General features: G+C 38.7%; 13 protein-coding genes. 5 read left to right on the top strand and 8 right to left on the bottom strand.

Annotated features, from left to right (window positions below):
* Positions 1-78: 78 nt before the first annotated feature.
* From N7931_RS09970 to N7931_RS09955, 4 genes are all read right to left on the bottom strand, one after another.
* A complete protein-coding gene (locus N7931_RS09970; RefSeq protein ID WP_262793781.1) occupies positions 79-1,575 on the bottom strand; it encodes a cellulase family glycosylhydrolase in 1,497 nt (498 codons plus the stop codon).
* On the bottom strand, positions 1,575-2,810 hold the full coding sequence (locus tag N7931_RS09965; RefSeq protein ID WP_262793779.1) for an AGE family epimerase/isomerase: 1,236 nt from the start codon (positions 2,808-2,810) through the stop codon (positions 1,575-1,577). Before N7931_RS09965 ends, N7931_RS09970 begins: the two co-directional genes overlap by 1 nt.
* On the bottom strand, positions 2,810-3,994 hold the full coding sequence (locus tag N7931_RS09960; RefSeq protein WP_262793777.1) for a glycosidase: 1,185 nt from the start codon (positions 3,992-3,994) through the stop codon (positions 2,810-2,812). The genes N7931_RS09965 and N7931_RS09960 overlap by 1 nt, the downstream gene beginning before the upstream one ends.
* 108 nt (positions 3,995-4,102) lie before the next feature.
* The gene (locus N7931_RS09955) at positions 4,103-5,491 is read right to left on the bottom strand and encodes an MFS transporter (RefSeq protein ID WP_262793776.1); all 1,389 of its coding nucleotides are present in this window, start codon (positions 5,489-5,491) and stop codon (positions 4,103-4,105) included.
* 567 nt (positions 5,492-6,058) lie between these two features.
* Here N7931_RS09955 and N7931_RS09950 point away from each other — a divergent pair.
* Positions 6,059-7,054 carry a LacI family DNA-binding transcriptional regulator gene (locus N7931_RS09950; RefSeq protein ID WP_262793774.1) on the top strand — a complete coding sequence of 332 codons (996 nt, stop codon included), beginning with the start codon at positions 6,059-6,061 and terminating at the stop codon, positions 7,052-7,054.
* A gap of 168 nt (positions 7,055-7,222) precedes the next feature.
* Here the strand turns inward: N7931_RS09950 and manA are convergent, their stop codons facing one another.
* The 3 genes from manA to N7931_RS09935 are packed head-to-tail and all read right to left on the bottom strand — an operon-like array spanning position 7,223 to position 11,018.
* Positions 7,223-8,401: a mannose-6-phosphate isomerase, class I gene (manA, locus tag N7931_RS09945; protein ID WP_262793772.1), complete on the bottom strand. Its 1,179-nt coding sequence runs from the start codon at positions 8,399-8,401 to the stop codon at positions 7,223-7,225.
* 39 nt (positions 8,402-8,440) lie between these two features.
* Positions 8,441-9,676, bottom strand: coding sequence for a hexokinase family protein (locus N7931_RS09940; RefSeq protein ID WP_262793771.1), 1,236 nt, complete (start codon positions 9,674-9,676; stop codon positions 8,441-8,443).
* On the bottom strand, positions 9,663-11,018 hold the full coding sequence (locus N7931_RS09935; protein ID WP_262793770.1) for a sugar porter family MFS transporter: 1,356 nt from the start codon (positions 11,016-11,018) through the stop codon (positions 9,663-9,665). The genes N7931_RS09940 and N7931_RS09935 overlap by 14 nt, the downstream gene beginning before the upstream one ends.
* A 934-nt stretch (positions 11,019-11,952) precedes the next feature.
* On the opposite strand from N7931_RS09935, the gene N7931_RS09930 reads away from it, so the two are divergent.
* Together N7931_RS09930 and N7931_RS09925 are read left to right on the top strand one after the other, a co-directional pair.
* Positions 11,953-15,288, top strand: a complete 3,336-nt coding sequence (locus N7931_RS09930) for a glycosyl hydrolase (protein WP_262793768.1) — start codon at positions 11,953-11,955, stop codon at positions 15,286-15,288.
* Between the two features lie 63 nt (positions 15,289-15,351).
* Entirely contained in the window at positions 15,352-18,468 is a 3,117-nt protein-coding gene (locus N7931_RS09925; protein ID WP_262793767.1) for a TonB-dependent receptor, read from the top strand.
* A gap of 163 nt (positions 18,469-18,631) precedes the next feature.
* Here the strand turns inward: N7931_RS09925 and N7931_RS09920 are convergent, their stop codons facing one another.
* Complete coding sequence (locus tag N7931_RS09920) at positions 18,632-19,462, bottom strand: sugar phosphate isomerase/epimerase family protein (protein ID WP_262793766.1); 831 nt, start codon at positions 19,460-19,462, stop codon at positions 18,632-18,634.
* Between the two features lie 339 nt (positions 19,463-19,801).
* Here N7931_RS09920 and N7931_RS09915 point away from each other — a divergent pair, with 339 nt between their 5' ends.
* Both N7931_RS09915 and N7931_RS09910 read left to right on the top strand, forming a co-directional pair.
* On the top strand, positions 19,802-20,707 hold the full coding sequence (locus tag N7931_RS09915; RefSeq protein ID WP_262793764.1) for a GGDEF domain-containing protein: 906 nt from the start codon (positions 19,802-19,804) through the stop codon (positions 20,705-20,707).
* 2 nt (positions 20,708-20,709) lie between these two features.
* A complete protein-coding gene (locus N7931_RS09910) occupies positions 20,710-21,735 on the top strand; it encodes an AraC family transcriptional regulator (RefSeq protein WP_262793763.1) in 1,026 nt (341 codons plus the stop codon).
* Positions 21,736-22,107: the final 372 nt, after the last annotated feature.

Genomic DNA, 22,107 nt, shown 5'->3' with positions numbered 1-22,107 from the left:
AATGAAAAAAGCACGCCTAAAATTTAGGCGTGCTATAAATCGTTAATCCTTTAACGCACACGACAATCACACTGGTTATCAGTGACAACGCGCAGGTTGTTTTGCGGTCGTCACTTTTTGGATATTTGATGGTGATGATTCACCAGACTCATTGTTAGCAAATACCCGGTAATAATAAGTTGTATTAGCTTTGGCCGAATCATCACAAAATAATGTATGGATTCGAGGATCAAATTTATTCATCCCATCCGATACCGCTTTTGCAATAGTTTGCCAGTTATCATTCATTTGAGTTGAACGTTCAATCCGGTAACTGCGACCCAAAGGTGCGCCCATCCAACGAATATCACTTATGGTCGTAATTTCACGTAGCACAGGTGCTTGCGGCGCAGCTAAAGGCTGCAGTTTTTCACCCATCATTTGTGCTGCGGCTTTGCGGGCAATATCAACAACTTGAATTTCTTCATTAAAGTCGCCTTCTTTAAAACCCGGTAAATGATAACTGTAATATTGCGAGCCACCTTCGTTATGCCAGTAAAAACCGCCATTGTGTCTGTGGCCTCTAAAACCCCAAATAAAGGCACCAACGGCTTTATTGCCTTTATATTCGGTACTAACCGCAGCTTGCATAATAGCGTCTAATTTGTCTGAGCTTTGCAACCCAAATTCACCAATTAAATAAGGCTTACGCCCGTTAATGGTGGTTAAATCTGTTAATACGGTTTCAGGGTTATTATTGCCAACATTGGTGTAATAGTGGTTTGAAACCATATCGACATTCGGGTCATTTAACGCAAATTCGTTAATTCGGGTATAAGTGCCATCTAAGACCAATTGATTCGGCGCTAATGCTTTAATAAATGCCGAAGTTTTCGCTAAAAATAGCTCGTTGGTATCTTTAAGCTCGTTACCAGTTTCCCAAGCCATAATTGCTTTTTCTTCGCTATATAAACGACCAGTAAAGGTATTTCGGCGGGTCACCACATCACGAATAATAGATTGATAGGCAGCATAAGTTTTGCTGTAAACATTGTAAAATTCGTCTTCGTGCTCGCCATAAAAAGCAGCTAATTGTTCACGGCCACCCCACCATTTCCAGTGGTCAATAAAAGGCAAAATTAAACGCAAGCCATGTTTGTCGGCTAAATAAATCATCCGGTCATACACTCGCATTGCTTCTTCATTTAAGCTTGGCATACCATCTTTAGTTTGTGGTTTTAAAATATGCGTTTGGCGACCACAAGCCGGATCAGATTCATGCTCAACCGATAATACATAAATCCGCATGGCTTTTTGATTCGTGCCTACAATCGCTTGAATCCAGTTTTCTTGTTCTTCCGCGGTTGGCCATTTAAAATGTTGTCCCCAGCCTCGCGGATCGGCTTTGCATACGCCTTTGGCATCATCTTCAATTCGATGCAGTTCTGGAGCATGAATACCGGCAAAACGAAATACTTTTTCGCCATCCATTAATTTAGCACCATCACGGGTAATAAAATGTTCAAAAGCCGATACCGGCAATGTGATTAAGCTTGATATAAAACTTAGCGCGATTACAAAATGTGAGATTTTCATTAGTGAACCTCTAACTGACCTGTTAATACTTTTATAACTTCCATCATGGCGCGACCATTGTGATACGGGCCTTTCCAGAAACCAGCTTTGTATATTGGATTATTTGGATCTTGATCTATAGTTGCAATCCAGTGCCATTCGCCTAATTCCGTATCTATATGATAAGCCTTGGTATATTGCCAAACTTGTAAAAATGCCTGCCAATATTTTTGCTCACCGCTAATATGATAAGCATATAAAAAACCAACCATAGCTTCGGCTTGAACCCACCAACAGCCTTCTTGATGTTTATGTTGATTTTCAAATTCAAACTCATCACAAACCTGACCATGTTCACCAATGCCCTCAATCAAGCTAGTATTAGCCATAGCCAATACTAAAGGAGTCATTTGTTGAGTTAACTCAGTATCATCAAGCGATAACAAAGCTTCAAACATTAACCAGCTACATTCAATATCATGCCCATAAGAGAAAGATTTAGAATGATCCTGCCAATCTTTATCCATAAATAAGCGCAGGTGATAGTTGGTCGGATTAATAATTTTATCTTTAAAATAGCCGAGCAAACGCTTAACCGCATCAGCACTGGCAAGTGTTGGTTTAGCATGATGCAAAGTGGCAAACGCTTCCATTACATGCAAATGCGTATTTTGAGTTTTAGGTAAATTGTCGTCCTTTTCACTCAAGCGCATATCGGTTATTTCCGCCCATTGGCGATCAAAAGCTTCAAGATAACCGCCTTTAACTTCGTCATGACAATATTGTTGAACGCATTCAAAATACTGATATGCCAGCTCAATTGCCTCTTTGTTACCGGTTAACTTATAGTAAGCACTTAACCCATAAATGGTGAAAGACTGAGCATAAGTTTGTTTTTTGCTGTCTTTCATTGTGCCATCAGCATTAACAGACCAAAACACACCGCCATAAAGTGGATCATTAAAATGTTCAACAATATATTGATAAGCTCTGTCGGCTGCCATTTTATAGGCTGGATCATCAAGATAATGGCAAACTTCGCTGAAAAACCATAAAATCCGTGCGTTTAAAACAATGCCTTTATCAGCAGTGGGATCAACTGTACCATCCGCATTGACTTGACCATAAAACCCGCCGTTTTGTTGATCAATGGCATGCTTAACCCACCAATCGGCAATAGCGATGAGTTCATTTTTGAACTCACCAACCAATGCATCAACTGACGCCTGATTTTCAGTCTGACGAAACACAGTCATTATTTAAGACCTAATTTTTTTAACACATCTAAATTAGAATCAATTAACTGATTGCGCACTTGCACTGAAGCAGCTGAGCGTAAACCATCTGCCGGTGTGTTTTTGACATAATCAATTAACTTTTCAATAGTAGAAGTTGCAACATGCATACGCGTATCTGAAGAGGCGTAATAAATATTGATTTCACTACCATTTTGTGTCCAACCATTGGCAAAAGTAACATTTGAAACATCACCAACACGCTCTTCACCTTCTGGTGCAATAAAGTGTCCTGCTGGCGCATATTTAATCACCCAAGGGCGCTCTAATTCTGTCATAAACATATATAAAACATAACGTAAACCGGCTGCGGTATTACGTACACCATGCGCTAAATGTAACCAGCCTTCGGCGGTTTTAATTGGCGCTGGGCCTTGCCCGTTTTTAATTTCTTTAATGGTGTGATAGGCCTTGTTATCAATAATGACTTCTTCTTTAATTTCAGCCCGTTCCATTGACTCAGCTAAGCCCCAGCCAATACCGCCACCGCTGCCAACACTGATAAAACCATCTTGCGGACGGGTATATAGCGCATATTTACCTTCAACAAACTCAGGGTGTAACACCACATTTCGCTGCTGGCCTGAATAAGTAATTAAATCCGGTAAACGCTCCCAGTTCACTAAATCTTTAGTACGGGCAATACCACACTGAGCTTCAGCAGCAGATAAATCATTCGGGAATTTTTCGTCTTTACGTTCGGTACAGAATAAACCATAAATATAGCCATCTTCATGCTGAGTTAAACGCATGTCGTACACATTTGTATCTGGTCTGCTGGTTTCTGGCATGGTGATCGGGTGATCCCAAAAACGGAAATTATCGACACCGGTTTCACTTTCGGCAACCGCAAAAAATGACTTTCTGTCATCCCCTTCAACCCGAACCACTAATAAATATTTACCGTTTAAATAAATAGCACCTGAGTTTAAGGTGGCATTGATACCCTGACGCTCTAATAAAAATGGATTAGTTGCTTCGTTTAAATCAAATCGCCAGTGAATAGGCGCATGTTCACGAGTAACAATTGGATTTTGCCAACGTTGATAAACTCGATTACCACCTGCTTTTGGTGCATTTGGTTTGGTTAATAAGCTTTCCTGCGCTGACAATAAAGCCTTGACTTGTGAAATATAAGAACTCATACGAACCTCTTTTAAAAAACCGGTTACACACCAGATAAAATATAATAAAAATGAATAATTAAAAAGTTATTTAGCGATAACAGTCCATAGCACTAAACAAACCCATAATTAAATATCTGACCGTCTGGCTGATAACTCCTGATTTACTTTTGCCATATAATCATCAGTTAAACGGTAAAAAATCATAAATAATGCTGAGATTAGCGCACCAACAGCCGGTAAAAAACTCACCATATAACGCAAACCCTCTTTTGCAAATTCAGTTTGCTCTGCATTCGCCACATAGCCAAAATAAGCCAGTGTCCAACCAGTTAAAGCACCACCTAAAGTCCAGCCCATTTTTTGCGCAAAAGACGAAGATGAAAAAATAAGCCCTGTTGCACGTCGCCCGGTTTGATACTCTGAATAATCAGCAATATCAGCATACATAGACCAAAGCAGCGGAAAAATAATCCCGGCACAAGCGCTAATCAAAACCTGTAATAAAATAATTAAAGTGAGTTGTTCAGCGGTTAAAAAGTAAAAGAATATACTTAAAATAGCAGCTAAAAACATCGCTGTCATAAACGTATTACGCTTACCTAAACGCTTTGAAATAGGTTGAGCTAAAACCACCCCAATAATATTTGCCGCTTGCCCAACCACTAAATAAACCGTAGTAATTCCAAAGCTTAATCCAAATAAACTCCACTCAGGTAAACCAATGTAATATTTAAAATAATATACCGATGCACCATCTCGCATACTGTTAAAAATAAGTGTAGATAACGCAGCACCTAATAAAATAAACCAAGGTTTATTATTTGCCAGATTTTTAAAATCGGCTTTTAAAGAGCTTTGTTGGCTCGCTGGTGGCGCAATGCGCTCGCGTGTCCATGCAAACGTAAAATAAAATAAAATAGCGGCAATCACCCCATACACCAACATAGTGTAAGTCCAACCCTGTTGTGGGTTTGGGGTATCCGTTAAATGACTAAAAAACTGAGTAAGCGGCTCAACCATAACAAATGCAAATATACTACCGGCAAAGGCAAATACCATTCTAAAAGAGGCCAATTGCGTTCTGTCATTACTGTTAGACGACATCACCCCTAATAAAGAAGCGTACGGCACATTAACTGCGGTATAAGCCATCATCATTAAAGTATAAGTGACATAGGCATAAATGAGTTTGTTTTCAACCGACCAGTCTGGCGTAGAAAAAGTTAACACGCCAATCACAGCAAACGGAATGGCGCCCCATAATAGCCAAGGTCTAAATTTACCCCATTTAGTGTTGGTGCGATCAGCAATAATCCCCATCACAGGATCATTTGCGGTATCCCAAATTCGGGTTAATAAAAACATAGTCCCTACCGCAGCGGCAGATAAGCCAAATACATCGGTATAAAAAATCATTAAATAGACAGAAAACATTTTCCAAAACATGGAAGATGCAAAATCGCCAAATCCGTATCCGATTTTTTCTTTTAAATTTGGTCTTTGTGTTTTTTTCATATTTGTACATCTGCTTTTAATACTGATGCAAACTGCGCTGAAACAATTTGTATCCGGTTACATTAACGAAAATTCTAGCACAGTATTTCTTAAAAGTAATAATATTTTTTTCAATTCAGTACAAATTTATTACATTATTTACCGGTATCACCTTAATTTTTTGCATAAAACTAATAATCTAATCTTAGTTTTTATAGCCTTTTCAGATAATTAAAAAATTCATTAGTAAATTAACTATATAACCAAAGCCAGCTAAAAAATATTTAATCAAACCATTAAAATGAAAATAAAGGGTTATTTTTAGAGCAATAAAAACAAATTTAATCCTTTTTAAAAGGTCTTATTAATTATTCACACTGTAATTTGTTTCAGCCTCATTGAATTTTAGCTGAATACCGAATCTTTTATGTTTATTTTAACCTTGCCATTTATGATAAATCACAGTTTAAAAAAGATAACCGGTTACTTATTTTTGTAATTAATTTAGCTACAGCCAAATTTATATATAGATTTAAGCCTACTTTTTTGTTACATTTTAGTAATCTTTCAGTCAAGAATAAAAAGAAAATGAGTAATATCAGAGCTGTTGCTAAAAAAGCGGGTGTTTCAATTGCAACTGTTTCACGCGCGTTTACTAATCCAGAAAAAGTATCTAAACCCAGCCTTAAAAAAGTCATGGATGCAGTTGAAGCAGTTGGTTATCGCCCAAATATGATGGCACGTAACTTTCGTTCAGCTAAAGCTTATGCTGTGGTTGTATTAGTACCTGACTTTGCCAACTTATTTTTTACTAAGGTAATTCGCGCAATTCAGGAAACCGCGATAAAAAATGGATACAACATTTTATTGGGCGAAACCCGCGACTCGATGGAGCGTGAAGCTGAATATATTAAGCTGGTAGAAACCAGACAAGCAGACGGGGTTATCCAACTTAGTCCTCATACGCCAGATCGGGATTTATTACCACACCCACATATACATGCTGTTGCAGCCTGTGGCGCAACCGGCACCCCCTATACATCGGTTAGAATGGATCATGTTGCAGCTTCATTTGCAATTGTAAATTATTTAGTGTCGATGGGACATAAACGCATTGGCTGTATAACAGGTTTAGAAAAAAACCCACATAGCATCGACAGATTAGAAGGTTATAAAACCGCACTGGCACAAGCCGGAATTGAGTTTGATCCAGAATTATTATTTGAAGGCGACTTTACTATGTCATCAGGTCATGCTGGTGGCGATTATTTTGCCCAGTTTGATAATATCCCCAGCGCTATTTTCTGCATGAATGATGAAATGGCCGCCGGTGCAATTAAAGCGTTAAGAGAAAATAATTTAAACGTACCGCAAGATGTTTCCATTGTCGGATTTGATGATTTAGCATTTGCAACCTATACCGATCCAGCAATTACCACCATTCGCCAACCAGCAGAAGAAATGGGTAAAAAAGCGATGCAATTATTACTGCAATTAATGGATGGTAAAGAGCTTAATCAGCAAGAATATATTTTAAAACATGAATTTGTTTTAAGAGAAAGCGTACAACCATATAAAGGTTAAACTTTATTACTATTAAAATTTAACCTTATGATAATTAAACAATAATAAACTAAAAAGCCAGCTATTATAACAAAACTGGCTTTTTTATATCGCTTTGAATAACCACTTTTAATTTATTGGCTCTTAACTCATTCCATTTCTGTTTCTTTATTAAAGTTTTAGTCTTTCTTAAAACTGAGTATAAACTCTGGCGACTTTGGCACGGCCATTTAGCTCAATATTTGCGCTGTTCGCAGGCAAAATAAACGACATTGCATTGGTAAATACTTGCCCGTTGGCGATACACTCACCATCGATAACAAAATACAATTCAACTTTGCCAGACTGACCAGCCTGATATGAATACTTATCAGTTAATTCAATTAAATCAAATTGAAAATCCGCGACCGGAATATCAAAGCTTAATACATTGTCGGTTTGCTGGCCGGTTTGTATATTCACCTGATTAGCAGCCTGATTATATTGCGTTATTTTAATTAACTCTTCTCTGTCCATATATTTTGAAGTTAAACCGCCACGTAATACATTGTCTGAGTTGGCCATAATCTCAATGCCGGTTCCCTGTAAATAAGCATGCGGACAACCTGCTCCCAAAAAAATAGCCTGCCCGGGTTTTAACTGAATTAAATTTAAAACTAACGGAAAAAATATACCGCTATCTGCGCCATATAAATTAAATAACTGATTGAGCCAAAACAGTTCAAAATCCTGACTGTTAGCGGCAACTTTAATACTTTTGTCGCAAATTGAAGTTAATTCGCCTTGCGGTAAATAAAGTAACCAAGTATAAAAATCTTTTAATTCAGCCTCACCGCCTACCGCTAATTTATCAACCCAAACAGAAAATTCTGCCAGTTCAAGTTTAGCTAATGAAGTTGCAATTTCTGCTGGCGTTTTAAAACCAGCCATAGCGACAAAATCTGTCATCGCATAAATCAATTCGGGTTTATGGTTATTATCTTTATAATTACAATTAGCTGCATCGGTTGAAATTCCAGCGGCTCTTTCTGCATTAAAACCCTGTTCTGCCTGAGATTTATTTGGATGAACCTGAATAGATAAAGCTTGTTTAGCTGATAATATTTTAAATAAATAAGGTAAACTGCCCGCTGTTTTTGCTACAGTTTCACCTAAAATATCCTGCGGTGAAGCGGCGATCAATTGATCCAGCCCCTGCTGACTATCAATTACGGTAGAGGGTAATTTAGGATGAGCACCAACCCATAACTCAGCCAAAGGTAAGTTAGTCTCAGGTTTTTTAATTTTAAGCAAATCTGGGATTGCCTCAAATGTTCCCCAATCGTAATGTTGATAATAATTTTGGATTTCAATAATCGTTTTTTTCACAGTTAAACCTCTAAGCAACCGGTTACATTAATATGTTTTTTAAAAAGAAAAATAAGTTTGTTTCGCTATAGCCGCTATTGCACTGCCAACCAGGTTAGCCTGTTCCACTTTAATTAGCTGAATATTTAAATCAGTATAGTTCGATTGTGCTAATTGGCTTGTCAGTGCTTGTTGCACCAACTCAGAAAAGTGACCTAATTTTGTTGAATAAGACCAAAATAGTCCGCCCTCACAAGTCACACAAAAATCCTGACTTTGTGAATCAATATACTTAACATGATGCAAAACTAACCCCCATATTTGGGCGGCGATCATACATGCGGCTCTTTGGTAAATTGCTTGTGCGATCACCGAAGCAGCCGGATTTTGAGTATCGTTATCAATAAATTTAACCACCGCCTCAGCACCCTCATTTACATCCATTAATACATCTGGGCAGGCTGCTTTAAAAACACGGCTTAAATACATTCCGGATACTGCTTTTTCAAACAATTGATCGCCCTGATTTTCAGAGCTTGCATCAATTATTTGATCATATTCAGTTAAAAACTCAGGCATAAAGTTGCCCGACTCCAAATTAACTGGCAATAAAATATCGTTTGGATATTGAGCGGTTTGAGCCTCGGAATTTTTAATTTTATTGGCAGGTATTAACGCTGCCATATTAAAACCTGTGCCTGCGATTAATCCAAAATAAGCATCGGCTTTACATTGGCTTAAACCCGCCAGTAAACAAGCAACTGTGTCGTTAATAACGGTAATATCGGGGATTTTTACAGCTAGCTGAGTGGTTAAATAATCCTGTAAATTTTGTCCAATCAACTCACCTTCCATTTGCGGAATGTTTAACCCTTTAGTCCAATGTAGTAGCCTTGCGTCACCGTTAATTAAGTTAGTTGTTGGAAACGAAAAACAATAACCAACCGGCAACTGATTGATATCACCGGCATGATTTAATGCCTCTGCCTGTAACTCAAATAAAGCATTTTTGGCGAATATTTCACCACGCAGCCACGGCATTTTAATTGTGTTAGAAGCGTTCAGTTTAACCAGCTTATTTTGTGCAATTTCAACGATGGCAGCACGCAGATTAGAGCCACCTAAATCGAGCACAGCAACCTTGCCTGATACAGTATTGGCAGTAACAGGCACAAAAGTAGGTAAGCTTTTAAGCTGAGAATGTGGCTGTAACAAACCTTTAAATACAGCTTGCTCAAAGCTGGCTGCAATTTGGCTTATCTGACTATCCGATAACTCAAACTCAGTGTTTAGCATTTACATACTCCGCATTTTGCGCTGCCGGTTTTTTGGTTTTAAAATCAAGTGCAATCTCTTCCAACGAACGGCCTTTGGTTTCCGGCATTAAAAACACCACAAACAACAACTGCAAAAACATCATAAAAGCAAAAAAGTAAAAAATATCGGCAACCGCAAACTGACTTAATGCAACCGGCATCACTAAAGTAATTAACGCAGCTAATACCCAATGTGTTCCACATCCCAAAGCTTGCCCAGATGATCTAACCGAGTTAGGGAAAATTTCTGCTATAAATACCCAAATAACTGCGCCCTGCCCAACCGCATGCGAAGCAATAAACGCAAAAATAGCTAAGACAACAATTAAACCTGAGCTTTGATTAGCAAAAGCAAATGCCACAATCAATAATGAAACAATATAGCCAACTGAGCCTATTAACATTAATTTTTTGCGGCCAACTTTATCAATTAAATAAACCCCTAACATGGTAAAGGCTAAATTAACCAAACCGATTCCGGCAGACGAAAGCAAAGCCGAACTGGTATCTAACCCTGCTAAGTTAAATACTCTCGGTGCAAAATAAATAATAAAATTTATGCCGGATAACTGATTAAAAAACGCAATTAATACCGCCAGTAAAATTGGAAATTTAAATTTTGCCTGCCAGATACTATGTGCATTTGTCTTGTTTTCTTCAGCTTCAATTTCCGCAATAACTTTATCCGGATCAGGTTCTTTTAGGTCATTTAAAACTTTAAGTGCAGCACTTCGGTTTTGCTGAAATAAAACCAACCAGCGCGGGCTTTCCGGTACTTTGCTTAACATCAGTAAAAACAAAAAAGCGGGTACAATTTCAACTGCCAGCATCCAGCGCCAGTCATGATCGCTTGTTCCAGAGATAAAATAATTAGAACTAAAAGCAACTAAAATCCCAAACACCAATTGGAATTGATAAAGTGCCACTAAACGGCCTCTGTGTTTCGCTGGTGCAATTTCAGAAATATAAGCAGGTACAGCGATAGACGAAGCGCCAACCCCTAAACCACCGATAAAACGGTAAATAGAAAACGAATAAGGATCAGGCGCCAATGCAGAACCGATGGCAGAGATTAAATATAAAAATGCCACCACCAACAGTGCTTTTTTGCGCCCTAAAATATCGCAAGGCCATTTAGCTAATAGCGCCCCTAATACAGTTCCCCACAATGCTGAGGACATAATAAAAGCACCATGAAAAAAATCAGAAGTTTGCCATTGTTGTTGAATCAGGGTATCTGCACCTGAGATAACCGCAGTATCAAACCCAAATAAAAAGCCTGCGACCGCAACCGTTACAGACCAGTAAAATAAATTGTTCATAGATATATCTACCCAGTTTTTGAGTTAAATTTTAAAACTCAAAATTGTTACCGGTTACATATTAAATCTTTATTTTCCTTTTGCAAATATTTTTTAACTAAACTGCTACTACTCAATCACACTAAACCTGCAATACAACCAAGCTAGAACCAATATATTTTATTTAATATTAATAAGTTAAGTTTAAGTTAAACCGTTTCCCGCTTTATCTGTTACGTTAGTATTTCTAACTTAAAAAGCTGATTTACCTTGAGTGGTGTATTAGCATAATTAACTAAAATGCTGTGCCATTGGATTAAATCATATTGCCACCTGTGTTTTACCTTCCACACTCCAAAGTTCCAACAATCATTATTTTTATTTCTCATCGTTATTGTGTTTGAGTTACAAGATTGAGCCTGAATTAAAAGCAATTTGACTCGTTTATTTTGATGATTAAGCCAAATTTGGATTAATTGACGAGCCGTCGTACCCAATAAACATTTTCATTACTGGATTTGATTAAATTTTAAGCTTAAATAAATCAACACCCAAATATGTAACCAGAATCACAATTATTCCTCATATAAAACCAAGTGCTAAAGCTGAGTTAAAATCTATGTTAATTAAAATTTTTAAAATATATTTTACGCTTTAATTGCTAAAACCAGTCGAAAATAGATATTTTTTGTATTCGGTTTCATTTTTATTTTAATTTATTATTCAATAGCTTAAAAATTAAATTAAAAATATTAAATGTTACAAGCATTTTTTATGTTGATCTAATAAGTAACTTAATTTAGGATTTATTGTAAACCATTTGTAACTTCAAACCGGAAACGGAAAAGCAAACAAATGATTTTGTTTTAACAAAAAATGAAACCGGTTCATTTAAATAACCTAACTGATTTTATAACTACAAAAAGTTTATAACTTTACATATATGAGGTTTGATATGGCTACACCATTTATCAAAAAACCAATCGTCACCCTTATGTCGGCAGTATTAATGGCAGGCATGACCACAGCATGTGTAGACGAAGGCACACTTAACACGGACAAAGTAACTTATACCCCAGAAGAGCGCTCTTTAGGCGCTTTAGCAGGTGAAGATGTTGAGAAAAAACCAGGTGAAGAGGTTTCTATACCCGGTCGTATTCTTGGTACTACTACTAATGAATCTAAAGTTTGGGTTCAAATATCTGGTGATCCAATTGAAATTGCCGATCCAACCGCTGACAACTTAACTTTTACCGCGCCGGATGTTTCTGGCAGCGTCGCTTTCGAATTTGAATTACGTATATTAGATGAAAACGGCGAGCAAGCCCTCGACGAAGACGGCAACCCAATTGTAGATACAGTTAAAATTACAGTTTTTGATCCTGATTCAGTAACCACACTTGAAGCAGAAGATGCCCAATTAACAGGCGGATTAGAAATTGCGGTTGAAGGCGATAGCACTGGACATTACATTGCCGGAGCCAGTGGCGATGCGCATACAAACGATGTTGTACCGGGTCAGGAAGTTATCTGGAATTTAGATATAGCAACTGATAAAGCTGGTTATTATACCCTGTTTGTAAATTATGCGATTGGCGCAGGTTATGGCGATAAAGGGGCGCAAGTTAGTGTAAATGGCTTAAAAACAGACATTAGTTTTCAAGAAACCGGTGGCTGGACCAAAGCCCGTATTGGCGTATTTAATTTAGATGCTGGTATCAACGAAATTATTGTAGGTGGTGGCTGGAACTATTATCGGGTTGATAATATTGAATTAATCCCTGCTGCTGCACCGCCTAAACCACTGGCAGTCCCAACCGAACTAGTGAATGATAATGCCACAGCAGCTGCGTCTGATTTAATGGCATTTTTAGTATCTAATTATGGTAGTGCGACTTTATCTGGTCAGGCTGAATATCCAACTAATGACGGTAGCAAAAATGAATTAACTGAATTTAACAAAATTAAAGCGGCAACTGGTGATGATTTACCAGCCATTGTTGAATTTGATTTAATGGAATATTCATCAAACCGAATTGCAAATGGCAGTAATCCGGGGTCATTAAGTGAAGATGCAATAGCGGCGCATAATCAAGAAAACGTGATTATCAGTTTAGCATGGCACTGGAATGCACCTATGCATATCACAGGTGATTGGAGTAAAGGTTTTTACACAGAAGAAACTGACTTTGATTTAGCCGCAGCGATAGCTGCTCCAAATAGCGCTGAATATGCTGCGTTAATCGCTGATATTGATGATATTGCCGCTGAATTAGCTAAATTTGCAGAGCAAGATATTCCGGTGTTATGGCGTCCGATTCATGAAGCCGAAGGCACTTGGTTCTGGTGGGGTGCACAAGGTTCGGATGCCTTTAAAGCTTTATGGCAATTAATGTATGAGCGCCTAACCACAACTCATGGGTTAAATAATTTAATCTGGGTTTATACCGGTGCAGGTGATTTATCTGAAGATTGGTATCCGGGTAATGATGTGGTTGATATTGTGGGTTATGACGGCTACGACGGTGTAAACGACGCTAACGCTTTCCAACAACAATATAGCAAACTAAAAAACCGCTTTAACGGTAAAAAAATGGTTGCACTAACCGAAACCGGTGCGGTTCCAAATGTTGAAATGATGCATTCGGTAGATGCTTGGTGGGCATATTTTGTTACTTGGTATTCGCGCGACTGGAATGAGTATGGTCCGGGTAATATGCAAGCTGAAACAATCGACACTAATTATGCTTACCAAGGGGTTGTTAATTTAGCTGCTGTACCGGGTGGTGATCGCCTTGGCGCTGGTGTATACAAAGATTTTGAGTACGGTGTACAAAACTGGGGCGCACAAGTTAACTGGGGTGACACAACAGGTATTTATGTATCTGACGCTTGGGGCGCAGATGGCGCGCATTCTTTAGTGATAGAAAAAGATTTAAAAGCTGAGTTTGAAGGCGCGGCTAAACTTGAAAATGTGGTGATGCAAACTTATCCGGAAACAGCCATTGATGTAACGGATAAAAAAGCCATGAATATTTATGTGAAATCAGTTGGCGCAGGTGATGCTGTAACCGCTCATATTTTCTGGAAAGGCACAACAGCCGCCGGAGATGCCGCAGAACACTGGCCTTGGCCACCAACAGCGGTTACTAATGATACGGCTACCATGCTAACCCTGCCAGTTAATGCTGATGCAGATGGCAACCCAATTGAGTTAGCCTCAATTAGTGGTTTAGGGGTTCGTTTTGAAGGATTAGATAATACCCAAACGAATGCTCAATTTTATATCGACAAAGTTGAGTTAGTCGCAGCAGACGATTCTGTTACAAATCTATACAACTTTGAACCATCTACCGGCGATTGGCATGGTCAGGTTAACTGGGGCACAACAACAGGCACAACCTTATCATCAGAATTTGCTAACACAGGTGCACAATCTTTTGCGATGTATAAAGATTTATCGGCTTATGCTTCTGTCGATAATATGGTGTTGCAGGCTTATCCTGAAGGTGGCATTAATGCAACCGACTATACCTCACTTAAAATCACCACTTATAACCAAAATGTAGGCGATGCGGTAAATGCTCATATTTTCTGGAAAGCTACAGATACCGGCGGCAGCGCGCAGGAATATTGGCCTGCATCAGTCAATACTGCGGCTAATTCAGCTACCGAGTTAACCATTGATTTAACCCAAAACGGGACTGATCCGGTTGAATTGGAAACCATTAATGGTTTAGGTGTGCGCTTCCAAGGGTTAGATGCAACATCAACTCAAGCTATGGTTGCAATTGATACAATTAAACTGGTTAAAGCAGATAATACTGAATCTGTAATTTACGACTTTGAAGGTACATCTGGCTGGGATTTCCAAGTGAACTGGGCTAACCGTGGCACAGCCAGATTAGCAACCGACTGGGCGGCTGAAGGCAAACGTAGTTTAGCTGGCAAAGTACAATTAACTGCGGATGACTTAGCCGTTGAGTACCCGTCTGTTGTTTTACAAACCTACCCAGAAGGTGGCATCAAGTTAGGCGATGTAAGTACCTTAAAACTCACCGTTTTTGCTAATAATGCAGGCGATAACGTGACAGCTAAATTATTTGCTAAAGATCCAAGCGGCGCTTGGTTTGATGCAGGTTCAGTTGCTATCACTGAAAACGGCACAGAGCTTGAAATTGATTTAGCTCAAATAGGCTCAGATTTAGGTGGTTTTGGCGTTCAGTTTGAGGGCCTGACTAACTCAGATTCTGAATCATCTTTCTATATCGATAATGTTCGATTTGAATAATCTGGATGCGAATGAGCGGTGTCTGACACCGCTCCCAGTGATGTAACAATTTTTAAGGTCGAAATGATGAAAACAAATACTAAATTCAATAAAACTGTATTATCAAGCTGTGTGTTAGCCGCTTTATCACTTGCTTCATATAACTTACAGGCAGCTGAAGCAGAACAAGCTGCAAAAGCCGAACAAGAAGTAGATGAAGTCATTGCCGTTCGCGGTATTCGTGGCTCATTAATAAAATCAGTTGCAGACAAACGTTTTTCTGGTTCAATTATGGACAGCATCAGCGCAACTGATATTGGTAAATTACCGGATGCAACCATTGCCGATTCATTACAGCGTGTAACCGGTATCCAAATAACCCGTTCAGGTGGTGAAGGTACCAGTGTTAATATTCGTGGTATTCAGCAGGTTATGACCACACTTAACGGTGAGCAAATGCTATCTGCGGGTTCACTTACTTCAATTCAACCAAACTTTGCCGATATTCCGTCTACTATGGTATCTGGCATAGAAGCCCATAAAACAGCCGAAGCTAAATTATTGTCGGGCGGTTTATCTGGCACAATTAATTTAAAAACTTATCGTCCGTTTGAACTAGACAGCGGTATGACCATTTTAGGTAAAGCCGAAGCTATCCGTGGTTCGCTTTCCGGTCAAACTGATTCGTCTTTAGCTGGTTTTATTGGCTACAACATGGACGATGAATTTGGCTTTACCCTTAATTTGTCGCACGCTGATGTCAAGCTGGCTGACTACAATACAGGTGCAACCGGACAAAATGATGGCTGGTATTTTGAAGCTGCTGAAACATCCACTTTTAAAGACGCACCATTAGCCGATGAGTGTAATGACACCAGTGGTTTAACCGGTGATGATTTTAATAACGACTGTGATTTAAATGATATTTATCTTGGTTTTCAAGGTCATCAAGCAGCAAACCGTTATATTTATCGCCAGCGTAGTGGTGTGAATTCATCACTTCAGTTTATGTTAACCGATGCGGTGAAGTTAACTGCGGATGTATTTTACACTAAATTAGATGAGCAAACCCACGAAGCGGCATTAAACGTAGCACGCGGCTGGGGTGATTTACCAGCCATGTGGTTTACCCCAACCCAGATGAGTGAAAAACCACTTTATTTGATAAATGATGCGGGTGATAGCACGGAGTTACAAGAAAGCGGTAATTTTTATGCGGTACAAGGTGCTGTGATGCAAAGTATTCGTTCAAAAACTACCACCACTGCCAGTGTAAACGAGCGGGAATCGTTAAATACCAATATTGAACTTGCTTTTGATAACGGTGGTGACTTTAAAGGCTCTGTTCGTTGGGTGCATGGCAAGGGGGTTAATAATTCACAACAAACTATCTCTGACAGCATGTTTGACTCTGGTTTACACAATGGCTACAACCAATTTGGTGAAAACGGTGAAGTCATTGGTGGGGCTAACCCTTGGGGTTATGACGGTCAGGAACCGCTCGACAGCGATGGTAATCCAGTAACGGGTTACACTGAATTTGCAACGACCCCTGTTGAAATCACATATACAGATGACAAAATGGTATGGGCATTACCTCAGGTTACTTTCCCGGATGGCGTAACTGAAACCTATGGTGCGAATATGGATCGTTACAGTATGTCTTCGGTTTATAGCAACGGGGGTAACCAAACCGCAACACTCAACGCATTTCGTTTTGACGGTAACTATTATTTAGATATGGGCGATTTGTCGACGCTCGACTTTGGTGTGCGCCTTGGCAAACGTAAAGTAGAAGAAAAGAACTGGTCACTTATGTTACCTCGTACCGATGCTTACGGTGACCCATACTTACAGTATTATAAAGATCCAGATGATAATACGAATACCCCAACAAAAGAGTCGCCAGTTGAGCCTATCAGCTTTAACTCGGTGAGTGATTACATTGTTAAAATTACAGATTTTGTCGGCACAACAGGGTTAGAAGAAGGCGTATATGCAGTTGATCCGGCCAAAATGGAAGATGCAATTGCCTTTACCAAAGCAATTTATGGTGTAGATCCTATTCAGGTTGAAAACTTAAGTTCAAGTTACGAAACCGAAGAAACCACCTCAACTTTTTATTTGCAAGCTAACCTAAATGGCGATTTGTTTGTGCCTTACACGGCTAATGTTGGTTTTCGTTACATTAAAACCGAGTGGGACGTATTACAGTACACCAGAGACGCCAGCACACCAAATACCCCAACTTATAACGGGGTAACTTACTCAAATAATGGCGGCATTCCTATTTTTGACGGTAGCCGAACAGTTGAAAATAACTATGAAGACTTTTTACCTGCTATTAACTTGTCTTTTGACTTAACCAATGAGCAAAAATTACGTTTTTCATACACCAAAACAGTCACCAGCCAAAATACTAACCAGTTAGGCGGCGGTTTAGTGGTTAACTATGTACCGGGAGTAGATGAAAACGGCAACTCAATTAGTAAAGTACAAAGTGCCAGCATGTCGGGTAACCCTGAGTTAAAACCTTGGCGTTCAACTAACTATGATATGTCTTACGAGTGGTATTTCAGCGACACTGGTTTATTTAATTTAGGCGTATTTTTCCTTGATATTGAATCGTTTAACTCAAGTGATATGTTTGCCTTAGCTTTACCTGACAGTGATGGTGTTGTACGTAGTGAAGTTAATACAACCGCAACCGTTAACTCTGAAGGCGGACAAATTAAAGGGTTTGAAGTTGGTTATCAACAAGGTTTTGATTTCTTACCGGGTTGGTTAAGTGGTTTAGGTACCCAAATTAACTACACTTACTCGCCAAGTGAAAGCGGAGAGTTTGGTTATTATGGTGAATCAACCCCTATGTATGATAACTCAGAGCATCAGGCAAACTTTATTTTATGGTACGAAAAAGATGGCCTGCAAGCCCGTATTGCAACCAACTACAGAAGTGACAAATACATCGGCAGCATGTTAACTCAAGCGCGCACTATGCGTTTAGCACAATATACAGCGCCAACCACTTATGTAGATGCTTCAATTAGTTATGACTTTACTGACTACCTGACAGTTTCACTACAAGGCACAAACTTGACCGAAGAATATCAGGAAGACTACCTACAATGGGAAGATTTAGTAGAATCTCGTAATTTTAACGAACGCCGTGTTACTTTAGGTGTTCAAGTTAGGTTATAAAACCAGCTTAAAGATAACTTAATATTAACCAAGCCCTGCTCTGTCAGGGCTTTTTATTTTATGCGGAGTGTGCTGGATAAGTAGATGCTACTTGTTTATTTTTACTTTCGTCTGGATAGATAAAAGATGGATACAATATTAGACAATTCAAATACAGGGCCGCTTATAGCGGCATTTTTCTTTCTAGCTGATCAAATTCAAACTGATTTAATATTGCATCTAAATTTTGTTTAGATTGTTTAACCGCTGCCAGTTGACTCAATCCAGCCGGATAATCTTCCTGTTCAATCACCAGCCAGCGGGTTGCCCCATACTCAAAATTAGCTTTTATTAGCGCTTTCCAGTCTAAAATATCAACCCCAACAAACGGTTGTTTATCTTTAATATAATCAGGCATTTGCACTTTATAATGAGTAGTATAAGCGCGCCCCGGATATTTTTTAATAAAGCCTGCGGGGCTTTGCTCAGCAAACCTTGCCCAGCCAGCATCTAGCTGTAATACAACATCTGGGCTGGTATGCTGCGCTAAATAATCCCAATAAGTTGACTCTTTAAAATATCTGAATTCTTGCGCATGATTATGATAACCAACTAAAATATCGTATTGTTTTAATACCTTCGCAATTTGGTTTAACCGCTGAATAACCCAATCTATCCCCTGCTCATTAAAAGCTCTTTCATCATAAGGGATGATTAAAACCGGACAAGCCAGCGCCTGATAAAAACGTGCTGTCTCGGCAATTAATTCATCAGATAATTGCTCAAAACCGACATGAGCGCCACTCACCGACAAACCCAAATTAGATAAATATTGGTTTAACGTTTGTGGTGAATCTGAGTAATCACCAAAAAAGCCCGCAAATTCAACACCGTGAAATCCCATGTCAGCAATGTTTTGCAAAGTGCCGGTAAAGTCTTGTTCTAATTCATCTTTAACTGACCATAATTGCACACTGAGCTGAAAATCAAATTGGGTTAATACTGTTTTTAACATACACACCTCAAAATAAACCGGTTACATTAAGTTTACCTGATTAACCAGTTAAAAGCTGTTTTTCTTGGATTATTCGTTTTGTCTTCCTTTATGATTGTGCCGATTGTCGAGAGGCTTATATTGACTCCCTGTTAAACATAGCAAATAACTCTATGAATTTTTTATGACAAACTGACTTAAACAACTGCGGTAAAAATAAAAAAAACAATATAAATCAAAAGATTAAATTTCTATTAAAAGCTTAAAATATCAAAGCCATATTTTGAGCCAATCTGACCCTTTCTCAATTAATCGAATTTAGATAACCTTTGTGCTAAATCAATCTGGATACTTAAATTCATGCAATTCTTATTACTTAAACGCCACGCCAAACTGATTAGTTTTACGCTAGGCTGTATTTTCGCTGTTATATCACTGGTTTTGCTAAACGGCCAATTTAAAACATTGAGCAGCACAGACTGGCTAGATGTACTAGGCGAAGGCGGAACTGCACTAATGACATTTATCTGGATATTTTTTATTCTCGCCAGCCGCCCGCCCGGCCGTGTTACCAGCTTATTAACCATTGGGTTAACCTGCGTTTTTATTTCAGCATTAATTGATGTATTAGATGAATTTGTCGCTTATCCGGATCATAAGTTCTGGTTGTATTGGGTTGAATCCCTGCCCGCTTTTTTTGGCATGTTTTTAATGACTTGGGCACTTTATCAATGGCATCAGGAGCAATTTAAACTACATGCTCAGCTTAACCGGCGCGAAGCTTTTTACCGCGAACATACCCAAATAGATTATGTTACCCAGCTTTATAGCGCAGATTACATGCGTAACCAGCTTGAGTTACTGCAACAGGACAATATTCAATATACTTTAGGCATGGTAGATATTAATAACTTTGCCCAGTTTAATCATTTATATTCGCATCAGGATGGCGACAGACTCCTTAGAGAAATCGCAGAAATTATTGTCATGAATTTGCGTCAAAGCGATTTAGCTTGTCGCTACGCCGGTGACCGATTTATTATTTTATTTCCGCACACGCCTTTAATTGAAAGCGAATTAGTGATGGCGCAAATCTCAAAAGCCATTTCTTATCTGGCATTTAAACCTCAGCAAACCGGTCAGGCTGTTTTTAATCATGTTAGTTATGGCATTGTTTCTATTACCCAAAAAACCACAGCAGAAGCTGCCATTTCACAAGTAAATCAAAATTTAGAGCGTTATCGCTCACAACATGCGGTTGCCTAACATTGAAAAATTTTATTGAAATAGACGATAAAATTTTATCCTGCCAGAGCTTGCCTGCCAGCATGATAGATTTGGCAATGGCGCGCGGTGTTAATCCGCAAAAACTGGTTCGTGGAACCGGTATCTTTTATGAAGATATTCAAAGCAATCAACATTTACTCAGCCCTGCACAAGTGATAAAACTGGTTGAACGAGCTAAACAATTTATACCGGGTTACGATGCCAGCTTTTTATTAGGACAGCGACTAATATTGTCTCAGCTTGGTGCACTCAGTCAGGCGTTATCTCATGCCAAAAATATAACCGACTTTTTACGTATTGCGGCGTTATTTCAGCACAATTTTAATCCGTTTATTCAAACACGGCTTTACCGGCAAGATGGCTATTTAAAAATTCAGTTTTACGATGCAATTGGCTGCGCTGAACAATATACTTTTTTATTAGAAGTATTATTAACCGCGATACATTCGTCGATAAAATATTTAACCAAACAAAGAATTCCGCTTAGCTATCAATTTAGTCAAAAACGCCCAAGATATATTCAGGAATACGAAGAAAACCTTGGTTTTAGAGTTGAATTTGAGCAACCCGTTGATCAGCTAGCCATTAAACTAAGCGATTTAAATACCGCGTTTGTTAATTATAGTCCGCTGATTAGAGCGCAGGCTTTGTATAAATTGAAACAGGATTTAACCCAAACACCGCGCAAACCTACCTTTATTCAAGCTGTATTAGCGCTGCAAAATATGCAACAATCGGTTAATCAAGAAGCCGCCGCCCAACAATTAGGGCTTAGCACAGCAACATTTAAACGTAAGTTAAAACAACACAATACCCGTTATTTAGCCTTGCAGGATGATTATTTTAAACAAAATGCAGTACGCTTTATTAAAGATTCAAACTGCACCAATGAACATTTAGCCAACCAACTAGGTTTTAGCGATATAGCCAACTTTCGCCGCGCATTTAAACGCTGGTTTAATATGACCCCAAGTGAATTTAAAGCCAAATATTATCCACTGGTGTAGTTTAAAAGTAACTCCCCCCCCTTTAAAGTTAAGCCAACTCACTCTAAACACTCATAGCCTCGAAAATAATAGCTCTCTCTTTAAGATATTTGACTATCGCAAAGTCAATATTTGATTTAACGATTTTGCAGTCTACAAACAAAAATGCCGCTATAAAAAGCGGCATTTTAAAAGTAATAACTTTAAGAAGTTAACTTACTTTGGCGTAATCACTAAGTCATCAATCGTTACCGAGAAATTACTTTCTGTACGCAATTGCAAGAAAGATTCCGCAGTACCGGCTGGAATATCAACCGTGATAGTTTCACCTACTTTACCTGCAAGTTCAGACTGAGTACCTACAGTTATTTTTGATGCACCACCGTGAAGTGA

Origin of the sequence: Catenovulum sp. 2E275 (assembly GCF_025515275.1) — a bacterium.
GTDB lineage: Bacteria > Pseudomonadota > Gammaproteobacteria > Enterobacterales > Alteromonadaceae > Catenovulum.
Note: the sequence above shows the minus strand (reverse complement) of the source record. Positions and strands in the feature narration are given on the sequence as shown.

What these genes read in the sequence shown, in the direction of transcription:
- N7931_RS09950 (WP_262793774.1), top strand. Translation starts at nt 6,059, where the DNA reads ATGAGTAATATCAGAGCTGTTGCTAAAAAAGCGGGTGTTTCAATTGCA.
- N7931_RS09970 (WP_262793781.1), bottom strand. Translation starts at nt 1,575, where the DNA reads ATGAAAATCTCACATTTTGTAATCGCGCTAAGTTTTATATCAAGCTTA.
- N7931_RS09955 (WP_262793776.1), bottom strand. Translation starts at nt 5,491, where the DNA reads ATGAAAAAAACACAAAGACCAAATTTAAAAGAAAAAATCGGATACGGA.
- N7931_RS09960 (WP_262793777.1), bottom strand. Translation starts at nt 3,994, where the DNA reads ATGAGTTCTTATATTTCACAAGTCAAGGCTTTATTGTCAGCGCAGGAA.
- N7931_RS09915 (WP_262793764.1), top strand. Translation starts at nt 19,802, where the DNA reads ATGCAATTCTTATTACTTAAACGCCACGCCAAACTGATTAGTTTTACG.
- N7931_RS09965 (WP_262793779.1), bottom strand. Translation starts at nt 2,810, where the DNA reads ATGACTGTGTTTCGTCAGACTGAAAATCAGGCGTCAGTTGATGCATTG.
- N7931_RS09935 (WP_262793770.1), bottom strand. Translation starts at nt 11,018, where the DNA reads ATGAACAATTTATTTTACTGGTCTGTAACGGTTGCGGTCGCAGGCTTT.
- N7931_RS09940 (WP_262793771.1), bottom strand. Translation starts at nt 9,676, where the DNA reads ATGCTAAACACTGAGTTTGAGTTATCGGATAGTCAGATAAGCCAAATT.
- N7931_RS09925 (WP_262793767.1), top strand. Translation starts at nt 15,352, where the DNA reads ATGATGAAAACAAATACTAAATTCAATAAAACTGTATTATCAAGCTGT.
- N7931_RS09920 (WP_262793766.1), bottom strand. Translation starts at nt 19,462, where the DNA reads ATGTTAAAAACAGTATTAACCCAATTTGATTTTCAGCTCAGTGTGCAA.
- N7931_RS09930 (WP_262793768.1), top strand. Translation starts at nt 11,953, where the DNA reads ATGGCTACACCATTTATCAAAAAACCAATCGTCACCCTTATGTCGGCA.